This window comes from Chromobacterium sp. FG89 (assembly GCF_057808735.1).
Genome location: NZ_JBMDIQ010000007.1, coordinates 77,619 through 90,603, shown reverse-complemented (window position 1 = coordinate 90,603; position 12,985 = coordinate 77,619). Strand labels below are relative to the sequence as shown.

The following is a 12,985-nucleotide window of genomic DNA, read 5'->3' as shown; positions in this document are numbered from 1 at the left end:
CAAAATGATATCTGCCGTTGTTCTGGTCGTGCTGCTGGGCGCGCTGGCGTATTTCCGCGCGCCTGTTCTGGCCTGGACCGTGGGGCTGGCCGCCTGGCTAGCCGCGCTCCAGTTCGTCTTCCATTGCCCGCTGCCGCCGGCGGCCTGGGCTGTTTTCGCGGTGATCGCCGCCGTTCTCAATCTTCCGCCCTTGCGCCGCGCCGTGTTCACCGGCCCGGTGTTCGGCGTGTTCAAGAAAATCACGCCGGCGATGTCCCAGACCGAGCAGGAAGCCATCAACGCCGGCACGGTCTGGTGGGATCGCGACCTGTTCTCCGGCAAGCCGGACTGGAACCGCCTGCTGTCCTTTCCCGATCCCAAGCTGACGCCGGAAGAACAGGCCTTCATCGACGGCCCCACCGAACAGCTGTGCGCGATGATTGACGATTGGAAGATCACCCACGAGCTGAAGGATCTGCCGCCGGAAGTGTGGCAATTCATCAAGGACAACGGCTTCCTGGGCATGATCGTCAAAAAGCAGTACGGCGGTCTGGAGTTCTCCAACTACGCTCACGCCAAAGTGGTCACCAAGATCGCCACCCGCGGCGGCACCGCCGCGGTATCGGTGATGGTGCCCAACTCTCTGGGGCCGGGCGAATTGCTGCAGCACTACGGCACCGAGGAGCAGAAGGATTATTATCTGCCGCGCCTGGCCAAGGGTCTGGAGATTCCCTGCTTCGCGCTGACCAGCCCCTATGCGGGCTCGGATGCCGGCAGCATTCCCGACTACGGCATCGTCTGCCGCGGTTCCTACACCCATCCGCGCACCGGCGAGCGTTTCGACGACGTGCTGGGCCTGCGCGTCAGCTGGGAAAAGCGCTGGATCACCTTGGCCCCGGTGGCCACCATCCTGGGCCTGGCGTTCAAGATGTACGATCCCGAGCATCTGCTGGGCGATAAAGAAGACCTGGGCATCACCTGCGCGCTGGTGCCCACCGAACACGAGGGCGTGGCCATCGGCCGTCGCCACTTCCCGGGCGGCGCCGCCTTCATGAACGGCCCGACCTGGGGCAAGGACGTGTTCATTCCGCTGGACTGGATCATCGGCGGCCGCGAATTCGCCGGCCAGGGCTGGCGCATGCTGGTTGAGTGCTTGTCGGTGGGTCGCTGCATTTCCCTGCCGGCGATGTCGGTGGCATCCGGCAAGATGAGCACCTTCGTCACCGGCGCTTACGCGCGCATCCGCGATCAGTTCGGCCTGCCAATCGGCAAGTTCGAGGGCGTGGACGAGGCGATGGCGCGCATCGGCGGCTACACCTATCAGATGGAGGCCTCGCAGGACCTGGCCCTGACCGGTCTCGATACCGGCGAGAAGCCGTCGGTGCTGTCCGCCATCCTCAAGTACCACAACACCGAGCGCATGCGCAAAGCCATCAACGACGCGATGGACATCCATGGCGGCAAGGCCGTGGTGCTGGGGCCGCGCAACTATCTGGCGCGCGCCTATCAGGCGATTCCGATCGGCATCACAGTGGAAGGCGCCAACATCCTGACCCGTTCGATGATCATCTACGGCCAGGGCGCGATCCGCTGCCATCCCTTCGTGCTGCGCGAAATGAAGGCGGCGATGACCGACGACGGCAAGGAATTCGACGCCGCCATTACCGGTCACATCAACTTCGTGATCAGCAATGTGGTACGTTCGCTGTGGCTGGGTCTGAGCGGCGCCCGTTTCGTCGGCGCGCCGCGCGGCGGCGAAGTCGGCGCCTACTATCGCCGGCTGACCCGTTTCTCCAGCGCCTTCGCCTTGTTGTCCGATATGGCGATGTTCAGCCTGGGCGGCAGCCTGAAGTTCCGCGAGAAGCTGTCCGCGCGTCTGGGCGACATGCTGTCCGGTCTTTACATCGCCTCCGCCTGCCTGAAGCGTTTCGAGCGCGACGGCGCGCCCAAGGAAGACCTGGCGGTGTTGCAATGGTCGGTGGAAAACGCCTTGTACGATGTGCAGCAGGCGATGGACGGCTTCCTGGCCAACTTGCCCAGCCGCATGCTGGCGGCGGTGCTGCGCAAGCTGATCTTCCCGTGGGGCCTGACGCTCAAGCCGGCGTCCGACCGCGTCGGCACCCAGGTGGCGCGCGCGATGATGGAGCCGGGCGCGACCCGCGAGCGGCTGACGCGCGGCATGTATCTGCCCAAGGAGGAAACCGATGCGGTGGGCGTGCTGGCGCACGCGCTGGAGGCGGTGCTGGCCACCGAGCCGCTGGAGCAGAAGCTGCGCAAGCTGGCGCGCGACGGCAAGTTCGTGTCGGTGACCGCGCGCGAGCGCCTGGCGGAAGCCTTGGCGGCCGGTTTGCTCAATCAGGCCGAGTTCGACGCCGTCAGCCGCGCGCGCAAGCTCAAGCGCGACGTGATCATGGTGGACGATTTCGACAAGATGCTGGAGCAACATGACGATAAGCTGCTGCAACGCTTGATCTTCTGAGCGTAAGGGGTAAGATTTGCCGGGATCCGTCCCGGCATTTCACGCCAGCGGCTGGCAGACGGCCGCTGGCGTGAAATGATGAAAAGTCGCCAAGATCGAGCGATGAACAAGAACAAAGGAGTGAGCATGGACCGCCCTGAAGTCCGGATTCCCACGCTGCGCGTGCGCGCGCTGCCAACCAGCACCAACGCTTATGGCCGAGTCCAGGCCGGTTGGCTGATGAATCAGATCGACATGGCCGGCAGCCTTGACGCCGAGCGCCTGTCGCGCGGCCCTGTGACCACGGTGGCGGTCAATACCTTTCAATTCGCCGCGCCCATCCTGCTGGGCGACGTGGTGGACCTTTATGTGGAACGGCTGAGAATAGGCCAGAAATCCATCACCCTGAAAATCACCGTCGAAGCGGAGCGCATCGATGGCTCGCACGAGGCGATCACCGAAGTGGTGGCTACCTATGTGGCGGTGGATTGCGATGGAAAATCGCGTCTTTTAGGTGTTATTTAGCGTATTTCCATGCTTTTTTGCGTGCTTGTTGCAGAAATGTCTCATTAAACGTTTGTTTGGAACAAACACTCCAAAACCTTGTGGAATTGCTCTAATTCTCTGGTAGCATCAAATATGACCAGTGCTTGTTATTGGTCATCTAACACCTAAGAACACTATAGCAACGCCAAAGAGAGAGGGAGAACATGAAACTCAAGCACCTCAGCCTGTCCGTGATGGTCATGGGCGCAACATTCGGTCTAATGTCCACCCAGGCCGTGGCCTCGGGTTATCAGTTTGGTTCGCAGAGCGTGTCCGGCCAGGGCACGGCGCATGCCAACGGCGCCGAGGCCAACGATCCTTCCACTATTTTCGCCAACCCGGCCGGTCTGTCCCGGCTGGAGGGCACGCAGTTTTCCGGCGGCGCGACCTTGGTCGTGCCGCATTCCGAGTACACCGATAACGGTTCGACCAATATTCTTGGCAAATCGACTGGCGGCGGCAATGGCGGTTCCTTTGCGCCCAAGGCAGTGGCGGCGCCCAACTTTTACCTGTCGCACAAGCTGAACGACAAGATCAGTCTGGGCTTGGGCGTGTTCGTGCCCTATGGCGCCAAGTTGGACTATGGTTTCGACTGGGCCGGCCGTTATGCCTTGAAGAGTGTGAATCTGCAATCGTTCAACTTCAACCCTTCGATGTCGTTCAAGCTGGATGACCGCCATTCCTTCGGCTTTGGTCTCTCCGCGCAGTATATGGACGCTAAGCTGCAGCAGATGGCGGATGCAACCTCCGGCCTGACCTTGAAGGTTGCTAGTGGGCTACCTGGTGGGTTGACTCCTGGTAACCTGAATACGGCTGCGGGCCTGCTGGCTGCGGCAGGAGTTCGTGGAGATGGGCTTGCCGATGTTCAGGGGGATGATTGGGGGTTTGGCTGGAATGTCGGCTATATGTTCAGCCTCGATGAGAATACCCGGTTTGGTTTGGCCTATCGCTCGAGCATTAAGCATACTCTGAGTGGCTCTTCCACTTGGACATTTAATAATGTCACCGGCTCTCTCTCTGGGGTGCCTGCAGCAACTCTCGCTAAAGGGGCTCATCCGAATGCCTCGGCTAGGGTAGATGTCACTACGCCGGAAACCGCATCGGCCAACTTCTTCCATCAGTTGAATCCGAAATGGGCGGTGATGGGCGATGTGACCTGGGTGGCCAACTCGCAAATGAAGGACATCGTGATCCAGCAGTCCACCGTGGGTGGAGTGGCTCAAGGCGATATGGTGATTCACCAGAACTGGCGCGATACCTGGCGCGTGTCCTTGGGCGCCAACTACCAGTACAGCGATGCCTGGCTGTTCCGCGGCGGCGTGGCTTGGGAGCAATCGCCGCTGCAGTCCGACAAAGATCGTCACCCGGCGCTGCCGGATAGCGACCGCCTGTGGCTGTCGCTGGGCGCAAACTACAAGATCAATAAGCAAAGCTCGGTCGACGTCGCCTATAGCTTCATCAACTTTACCAATGCCAATGTGAACTATACCGACGGCTGCAGCCCGGCGGGCAAGAGCCCGACAACAGGCGCGGCGTGCACCGGCAACGGCGGCACGGTCAAAGGCAGCTACAAGACCTATCTGCAGTTGATCGGTCTGCAGTACAACTATCGGTTTTAATTGAATCGGCGCCTTTGGGCGCGCGGATTTCGGGTCGGGCGGGCGCGGTGGCGCTCGCCCGGCTTTTGCGTCTGCGCCGCGCCGGTTTTTCCGCTTGTTTTCTCTCTCTATTTTTCCATGAACCCCCTGTTTTTTTGCCCAAATTGGGTTAGACTTATTTGAGAGAAAAGCGAGTGTTTGATATTTTTCAATGCAGATCTTTTCCAGCTGCGCTTGATCCGCCGCGATAGTGGCTGCCGGCGCGGTTTTTCAGTAGATTGACGGATGTCCGCGGCGGTGGGAAAACCATCTCTCGCCAGGCTTCCGGGCGGGCCGGGCTTCATCATAATCATTCTCCCGGCCGGCCGAGTTGTGCCGGCTGCAGCGGCGGCGCGCCGCCGACTCAGCGCAAGGACGAACAACGCCCGTCCTTGAGGCAGGCTGAGCAGGCGAGAGGGGCCTGTCTCATGTTGTGTTTCAACAAAACGAGGAAACCATGTCTCAAACCAAGTTCAACGTACGCAAGGTAGCCGTGTTAGGCGCTGGCGTGATGGGGGCTCAAATCGCCGCCCATCTGGTGAATGCCAAAGTTCCGACCATCCTGTTCGACTTGCCCGCCAAGGAAGGCGACAAGAACGGCATCGTGCTCAAGGCGCTGGAAGGCTTGAAAAAGCAGAAGCCGGCTCCCTTGGCCAATAAGGATGCCGTCAACCACATTCAGCCGGCCAACTACGACGACCACCTGCACCTCTTGAAGGATTGCGACCTGGTGATCGAAGCCATCGCCGAGCGCATGGACTGGAAAGCGGATCTGTACCACAAAGTGGCGCCGCACCTGGGCGAACACACCATTTTCGCCACCAATACGTCCGGCCTGTCGATCAACACGCTGGCGCAAAGCTGCCCGGACAATGTGCGCCCGCGTTTCTGCGGCGTGCACTTCTTCAATCCGCCGCGCTATATGCATCTGGTGGAAATCATTCCCTGCCTGACCTCGGACGCGCACATCCTGGATAATCTGGAGCGCTTCCTGGTGTCCAGCCTGGGCAAGGGCGTGGTTCGCGCCAAGGACACCCCCAACTTCGTCGCCAACCGCATCGGCGTATTCTCGATGCTGGCCACCATCGCCAACGCCGACAAGTTCGGCATCCGCTTCGACGTGGTGGACGACCTGACCGGTCCGCGTCTGGGCCGCCCTAAATCGGCCACCTTCCGCACCGCCGACGTGGTGGGTCTGGACACTTTCGCCCACGTGGTCAAAACCATGCAGGACACCCTGCCGCAAGACCCGTGGCACGGCCTGTTCCAGACTCCGGAATGGATGCAGAAGCTGATCGCCGCCGGCGCGCTGGGCGCCAAGACCAAGGCCGGCATCTATAAGAAAGACGGCAAGCGCATGTTGGTGCTGGACCCGGCCAAGGGCGAGTACGTCGGCTCCGGCGAGAAGGGCGACGACGCGGTCAAGGAAATCCTGAAGATCGCCAATCCGGCGGAAAAATTCCAGAAACTGCGCGAGAGCAGCCATCCGCAGGCGCAATTCCTGTGGGCGTGTTTCCGCGATGTGTTCCATTACATTTCCCACCATCTGGCCGATATCGCCAATAGCGCGCGCGACGTCGACTTCGCCATCCGCTGGGGCTTCGGCTGGAGCGTGGGTCCGTTTGAAACCTGGCAGGCCGCCGGCTGGCAGCAAGTGGCCAAGTGGCTGGACGAGGACGTGAAAGCCGGCAAGGCGCTGAGCGCCGCCGCGCTGCCGGCCTGGGTGCTGCAGGGCGACCGCGCCGGCGTGCACTTCGCCGAAGGCTCTTACGATCCGGCCGGCAACAAGCTGGTGGGCCGCTCCACGCTGGACGTGTACCAGCGTCAGCTGGCGCCGGCCAAGGTGCTGGGCGAGGCGGCGCCGCCGCTGGGCGAAACCGTGTTCGAAAACGAGGGCGTGCGCGCCTTCACCACGGGCGACGAAGTGCTGGTGGTGTCGTTCAAGTCCAAGGCGCATGCGATCGGCCCGGCCGTGATCGAGGGTCTGAACAAGGCCGTCGACATCGCCGAAGACCGCTTCAAGGGCCTGGTGATCTGGCAGACCGAGGAGCCGTTCTCCGTCGGCGCCGATCTGCAGTCTATGATGCCGGCCTTCATGATGGGCGATTGGGACGCGATCGACGCGACGGTGCGCCGCTTCCAGGAAACCTCGATGCGCCTGCGCTATTGCCAGGTGCCGACGGTGGCGGCGACCCAGGGCTATGTGTTCGGCGGCGGCTGCGAATTCGCGATGCACTGCGACAAGACCGTGGCGGCGCTGGAGTCCTATGTCGGCCTGGTGGAAGTGGGCGTCGGCCTGCTGCCGGGCGGCGGCGGCTGCAAAGAATTCGCCCTGCGCGCCGCTCAGGAGGCGCGCGGCGACGTGCTGGCCGCGCTGAAGGACTACTTCATGGCCATCGCCACCGCCAAAGTGGCCACCAGCGGCTTCGAAGCGCAGGAAATCGGCTTCTTCCGCAACGGCGACCCGGTGGTGTTCAACGCTTACGAGTTGTTGCACGTGGCCAAACAGCAGGCGATCGCACTGGCCGAAGCCGGCTACCGTCCGCCGCTCAAGGTCAAGGGCTTCCCGGTGGCCGGCCGCAGCGGCGCCGCGTCCATCAAGGGCCAGTTGGTGAACATGCTGGAAGGCAACTTCATTTCCAAGCATGACTTCTTCATCGCCGGCCTGATCGCCGACGTGATGACCGGCGGCGACGTCGAAGCCGGCACCCTGGTCAACGAGCAGTGGATTCTGGATCTGGAGCGCAAGGCCTTCATGACCTTGCTGAAGAACTCCAAGACCCAGGATCGCATCGCCAATATGTTGACCACCGGCAAGCCGCTGCGCAACTAATACGAACCGCCCACAAGGCGTCTGATGCTGCGTTGCGCCGACTTGCCGTACAAGATGTACTGTCTGCGTCGGCGCGCCTTGCCTCAGGCGCTTGTGAACGGTTCGCAAATCCAAGAATGCAAAGGCTGGCGGCAGGTATGAAGACCTGGCCGCTGGTCGCGAAGGAGCAAAAGAATGGTTAAGCAAGTACAAGAAGCTTACATCGTCGCCGTCACCCGCACGCCGGTGGGCAAGGCGCCGCGCGGCATGATGCGTCATGTGCGTCCGGACGATATGCTGGCGCACGTGATCACCGGCGCGCTGGCCCAGGTGCCTAATCTGGATCCGAAGCTGATTTCCGACTGCGTGGTGGGCTGCGCCTTCCCGGAAGCGGAACAGGGTCTGAACATGGCGCGTATCGGCGTGTTGCTGGCCGGCCTGCCCAATACCGTGGGCGGCATCACCATCAACCGTTACTGCTCGTCGGGCATCAACGCGGTGCAGATGGCCGCCGACCGTATCCGCCTGGGCGAGGCCGACGTGGTGATCGCCGCGGGCGCCGAGTCGATGTCGCTGGTGCCTATGATGGGCAACAAGGTGTCGCTGAACCCGGAAATCTTCGCCAAGGATGAAAACTACGGCATCGCTTACGGCATGGGCCTGACCGCCGAAAAAGTGGCGCAGCAGTGGGGCGTGTCGCGCGAAGACCAGGACGCGTTCGCGGTGGAATCGCACCGCCGCGCGCTGGCCGCGATCGACGGCGGCAAGTTCAAGAGCGAGATCACGCCGCTGGAGGCGACCTACCGCACGCCCAATCTGGAAACCGGCGAAGTGGCGGTCAAGACCCGCGTGCTGGACACCGACGAAGGCCCGCGCCGCGAGACCACGCTGGAAGGCCTAGCCAAGCTGAAAACGGTGTTCGACGCCAAGGGTTCGGTCACCGCCGGCAATTCCTCGCAGATGTCCGACGGCGCCGGCGCGGTGATTCTGGTGTCCGAGCGCGTGCTCAAGGAGTTCAATCTGACTCCGCTGGGCCGCTACGTCACTTTCGCGGTCAAGGGCGTGCCGCCGGAAATCATGGGCATTGGTCCGAAAGAGGCGATCCCGGCCGCTTTGAGCCAGGCGGGCCTGAAGCAGGACGACCTGAAGTGGATCGAACTGAACGAGGCGTTTGCGGCACAGGCTTTGGCGGTGATCCGCGATCTGGAGCTGGATACCTCCAAGGTCAACCCGCATGGCGGCGCCATCGCTCTGGGTCACCCGCTGGGCGCCACCGGCGCCATCCGCACCGCCACCTTGGTGCACGGCATGCGCGACGCCGGCCAGAAGGGCTACGGCATGGTGACCATGTGCATCGGCACCGGCATGGGCGCCGCCGGCATCATCGAAGTCTTGTAAGCGGGACGGTTCTCGCGTAAAAAAACCGGCTCGCCATGGCGAGCCGGTTTTTTATTGCCCGCCGTGCGGCGGAGGGCGGGGCTTAGTCCACCTTGGACAGCGTGTCGAAGTCGCTGTGGCTGCAGTCCTCGTATTCGTGCTGCGGGGTTTTGAGGCGAATCTGGTAAGACTTGCCTTGCGCCGCTAGCACCAATTGCTTGTCCGGCAGCGTCAGGGCCTTGGGCATCAGGAAGTAGCGCTGGCCTTTGCGGGAGTTGGGCTGGGTGATGTAGATGGCGGTGGAGGGCGGGGATTCCGAGTGCTCGGGGTCCAGTAGCGATACGCCGACGGGGTTTTGTCCGAGGATTTCTATGCCCACCTTGGTGCCGTTGCTTTGGCGCAGGATGCGGCGGATCACGCCCAGCAGCTGCGGGTGATTGTCCGCTTTGACCAGGATGACGCGGCCGATGGCCAGCTGTTCCACCGCCTTGCCGATGAAGGTGAGGCCCATGCCGGTGGAACTGATGTCGTTGATGCGCCAATCGCTGGCGCGCTCGGGATCCTGCGTCGGCACGTCCTGAACCTTGACCTGATAGGCGACGCGTTCGAAGCCTATGCTGACGTGGGCGTTGGACGCGTGCAGCGAGCGCTCCGACTTGCGCAGCGATTTGCCGCCGTCGGTAGACCAGCGAATGGCCAGTTTTTCGCATAGAATGGCCCATTCCTCGCGCTCCAGCCCGCCGTCCATGGCCGCCAGGGCGGGAGGGATCCGCCTGTCCAGATCGAACATCAGATCCGCCAGGCGGCTGGTGATCTCGTAAGCGGACCAGTAGCGGTGCCATTTGCCGGCCATGCCGCGCAGCATGGCTTGCGGCGGTTCGGGCATCGACAGGTTGTAGACGAAGATGGGCTCTTCCACCGGCGGCTGTTTGTCCAGCGGAATGCTCTGGCTCAGCATCATCAGCAACTGGTCTACCGCGATGATCTCCTTGTGCAGCATATTGTCGGTCTGCGCCAGGAAGAGCATGCCGGCCTGGATCAGTAGTTGTTCACAGCTGAATTCGTCCGGGCTGTTCAGATAAAGCTTGATCGGGTGCCGGGAAAAACCGCTTTCCTCCGCCTGGCTGAAAAAGCGGAAACCGTTTTGCCAGGCGGCGCCTTCCGGCTTCAGATAGCGCAGGGAGTTCCAGGCGATCAGCCGCATCTGATGATGCAGGCCGCGGATGGTGACGATGCGGATTTCGTCTTCCGGCACCGCGTTGGGGTGGCTTTTGTACAGTCTCAGGCAGATCTGGTAGGCGGAGGACAGCTCGTGCCAGTAGGCGAGGATGGTGGGCAGATAGCCTTTGCTGCCGCCTTTGGACTGCAAATAGTCCCGGCACAGCTGGCGATGGATGTTGTTGGCCTTGTCGTCGACGTAGACCAGGGTCTTGACGCGCTCTTTCAGCGAGATATCGGTGTCGGTATTGATTTTGGCGACGGCTTTGATGATTTCCACCAAGGCGCCGAAATACTCGGTTTCAGGCAGGTCGCGCACTAATAGCGTTGCAGACTGCGCCACTTCGGAGGCAGTCGTGTTTTTGTTCAGTAGGGAACTGACTAGTGATTTGAAGTCAAACATTTAGCCCGGCTTTATAGGAAATTATGTTTTCATTGGCATATCGCTATATCTTACGCCACGCACAGGCGTGGGTGAAACGGTAATTCTCATTATTTACCCATATGCTTACAAATAACAATCGCTGGAATCGGCGACAGCGGCTGACATCGCTGCTGTTGCTCGGGGTTTTGTCGCAAACGGCCTGGGCGGGCAACGGGGAAGAGCTTGGCGCATATCCGCCGCAAGGCGTGGGTTTGGTACTGGGTGGCGGCGGCGCGCGCGGTTTCGCCCACCTGGGGGTGCTGAAGGAGCTGGAGCGTTTGCGGATTCCCATCGCCTGTATCGCGGGGACCAGCGCCGGCGCCCTGATTGGTGGTATTTATGCGAATGGGCTGCCTTTGGCGCAGATGGAGCACGAGTTCGACGCCGCCGATTGGGACGCCTTGCTCTCCGGCAAGCCGACGCGGGCGGACGTGCCCTACGATCGCAAGCGCGACGATTACAAGAACTATCTGGACGTTACCTTTGGCTTGAAGAAGGACGGCCTGAAAGTGCCGCGTAGTGCGATCAATTCGCAGGAAATCGAGCTGTACATCCACAAGCTGACGCGTGATCGCGTGGTGGGCAGTTTTGATCAGTTGCCGATCCCGTTTCGCGCGGTGGCCACCGATCTGGCCACCGGTGAACCGGTGGTGTTCGCGCAGGGCTCGCTGGCGCGCGCGCTGCGCGCCAGCATGGCGGTGCCGGGCTTGTTCGATCTGATAGAAGACGACGATGGCCGCCTGCTGGTGGACGGCGGCCTGGCACGCAATCTGCCGATTCAGGATGTCAAAGGCCGCTGCGCCGATCGGGTGATCGTCGTCGACGTGTCCACGCCGCTGATGAAGGCGAAAGAGATCAACAGCCTGTTCGATGTGGTGGCGCAGACTTCCAATCTGATGGTCAGCCGCAATGCCAAGGAGCAGTTGCGGAAGCTGGATAAGCGCGATCTGGTGATCAAGCCGGATTTGAGCGGCTATACCGCGGCCTCTTTCAGCGAACACCAGGCAATCACCCAGCGCGGCGAGGAGGCGGCCAAGGCTCTGGCCAAGCAGCTGTCGGCCTATTCGGTGTCGGAAGAAGAGTACGCGGCGTGGAAGCGCCGTTTGGAGCGGCCGCACTTCCCCTTGATCGACAAGATTCAGGTGGAAGGCAAGCCCGGCCAGTTCACCAAGCCGGAGCAACTGGCCAAATCGCTGGCTTTCTCCTCGGTGGTGGAGCCGATCAGCAGCGCTCAGACCCGTCTGCGCGGTGTGTTCGCCGGCGGCGACTACGACCGGTTGACCTACCGCGTGGACAGTGTGTCCGGCCGCAATGTGATGACGGTGTCGCCGCTGGAGCGCAGCATAGGCCCTAACTTCCTGCGCTTCGGCCTGAATCTCAGCAGCGCGACGCCGGGCGAGAGCAATTTCAACTTTTTGGCTTCGCATGAATGGCGCAATGCCAATAGCGCCGGCGGCGCCTGGCGCAACGATGTGTCCATCGGCCAGAACAAGCTGTTCAAGACTGAGTGGTACCAGCCGCTGTACGAGGGCAGCCCGGTGTTCGGCGCGGCGTCCTTTGGGTATCGACAGGATTTTTTGTCGATTTATAACGCTGACCATACGCTGAATATGGCGTGGAACAATGATGTGGGCAGCGTGCGTCTGGATGGCGGCGTGGCCTTGGGGCGTTACGGCGAGTGGAGGATTGGTGCGTACCGGGACGATAATCACTTTGGCTCGCGTGTGACATGGGCTTCTGGTGTGGCGCCGTTCAATTATAGGGATACCGGGATCAGCACTAGCCTGGTGGTGGATCAGTTCGACAATCCGCGCTGGCCGCGTGCCGGGTATTTCTTTAGCGGCCGGGTGACCAAGAGCATTCCGTCCTGGGGCAGCGATGTCAATCTGACCAACTACGATACGGCCATGGAGTATGTCAAGACACTGGGCAGCGTGACGATGCGCTTGACCGCCAAGAACAAGGGCGCTTTGAATCTCGACAACAGAGAGGGTACCCAGACCTTGCCCAGATCGCTGGGCGGCTTCTTGAATCTGAGCGGTTATCAGGATTCCGAATTGGTGGGCATTCGCTCGTCGCTGTTCCGCTCGATGCTGTATTGGCGAGCGTCCAGCCTGCCGTCGGCAATTGGTTCCGGCGTCTACGCCGGCGTTTCGATGGAGCTGGGCAAGATTTGGGGGCGTATCAGCTTTGACGACTCGGTATCGCAAAACACCGATTGGATTCCCGCCGGCTCGGTCTTCCTCGCCGCGGACACCATCATCGGGCCGTTCTTCCTTGGCGTCGGCACCGCCAAGGGCGGCAAACCCACCGCCTATCTGTATCTGGGGTCCGACTACTGAGTCGATTGTGGCTTGGGCCTGAGGCTCATCAAACTAAAAACGCTATATGGCAGCCGCCATATAGCGTTTTGTTTTTATTGGCCTGGTGGGGGCGAACGGCTGCTCCGGCCCACGCTTATCGATCTTTCGGACGGTTGAATTTTAAGTTCTTGTATTTTCTGTTGTTGATATGTGACGTAAAAATACAAACGT

7 protein-coding genes are annotated in these 12,985 nt (G+C 61.3%); 6 read left to right on the top strand and 1 reads right to left on the bottom strand.

Annotated elements, in window-relative coordinates:
• The first annotated feature begins 4 nt into the window (after positions 1-4).
• From ACODRW_RS09110 to ACODRW_RS09090, 5 genes are all read left to right on the top strand, one after another.
• Positions 5-2,458, top strand: coding sequence for an acyl-CoA dehydrogenase (locus ACODRW_RS09110; RefSeq protein ID WP_253313636.1), 2,454 nt, complete (start codon positions 5-7; stop codon positions 2,456-2,458).
• A 126-nt stretch (positions 2,459-2,584) separates the two neighbouring features.
• Positions 2,585-2,962: an acyl-CoA thioesterase gene (locus tag ACODRW_RS09105; RefSeq protein ID WP_107801726.1), complete on the top strand. Its 378-nt coding sequence runs from the start codon at positions 2,585-2,587 to the stop codon at positions 2,960-2,962.
• Positions 2,963-3,147: 185 nt separating this feature from the next.
• Positions 3,148-4,602 (top strand): OmpP1/FadL family transporter, encoded by a 1,455-nt coding sequence (locus ACODRW_RS09100; protein WP_488905588.1) that lies wholly within the window; start codon positions 3,148-3,150, stop codon positions 4,600-4,602.
• A 475-nt stretch (positions 4,603-5,077) separates the two neighbouring features.
• Positions 5,078-7,453, top strand: coding sequence for a 3-hydroxyacyl-CoA dehydrogenase/enoyl-CoA hydratase family protein (locus ACODRW_RS09095; protein WP_488905587.1), 2,376 nt, complete (start codon positions 5,078-5,080; stop codon positions 7,451-7,453).
• 174 nt (positions 7,454-7,627) lie between these two features.
• The gene (locus tag ACODRW_RS09090; RefSeq protein WP_488905586.1) at positions 7,628-8,830 is read left to right on the top strand and encodes an acetyl-CoA C-acyltransferase; all 1,203 of its coding nucleotides are present in this window, start codon (positions 7,628-7,630) and stop codon (positions 8,828-8,830) included.
• Between the two features lie 82 nt (positions 8,831-8,912).
• Here ACODRW_RS09090 and ACODRW_RS09085 read toward each other — a convergent pair whose 3' ends face one another.
• Positions 8,913-10,346, bottom strand: coding sequence for a PilZ domain-containing protein (locus ACODRW_RS09085; RefSeq protein WP_227103326.1), 1,434 nt, complete (start codon positions 10,344-10,346; stop codon positions 8,913-8,915).
• 311 nt (positions 10,347-10,657) lie between these two features.
• Here ACODRW_RS09085 and ACODRW_RS09080 point away from each other — a divergent pair, with 311 nt between their 5' ends.
• Positions 10,658-12,793 carry a patatin-like phospholipase family protein gene (locus ACODRW_RS09080; RefSeq protein WP_488905585.1) on the top strand — a complete coding sequence of 712 codons (2,136 nt, stop codon included), beginning with the start codon at positions 10,658-10,660 and terminating at the stop codon, positions 12,791-12,793.
• Positions 12,794-12,985 lie beyond the last annotated feature (192 nt).

Excerpts from the sequence above, each read along its gene's own strand:
- ACODRW_RS09110 (WP_253313636.1), top strand. The coding sequence starts at position 5 with ATGATATCTGCCGTTGTTCTGGTCGTGCTGCTGGGCGCGCTGGCGTAT.
- ACODRW_RS09105 (WP_107801726.1), top strand. The coding sequence starts at position 2,585 with ATGGACCGCCCTGAAGTCCGGATTCCCACGCTGCGCGTGCGCGCGCTG.
- ACODRW_RS09100 (WP_488905588.1), top strand. The coding sequence starts at position 3,148 with ATGAAACTCAAGCACCTCAGCCTGTCCGTGATGGTCATGGGCGCAACA.
- ACODRW_RS09095 (WP_488905587.1), top strand. The coding sequence starts at position 5,078 with ATGTCTCAAACCAAGTTCAACGTACGCAAGGTAGCCGTGTTAGGCGCT.
- ACODRW_RS09090 (WP_488905586.1), top strand. The coding sequence starts at position 7,628 with ATGGTTAAGCAAGTACAAGAAGCTTACATCGTCGCCGTCACCCGCACG.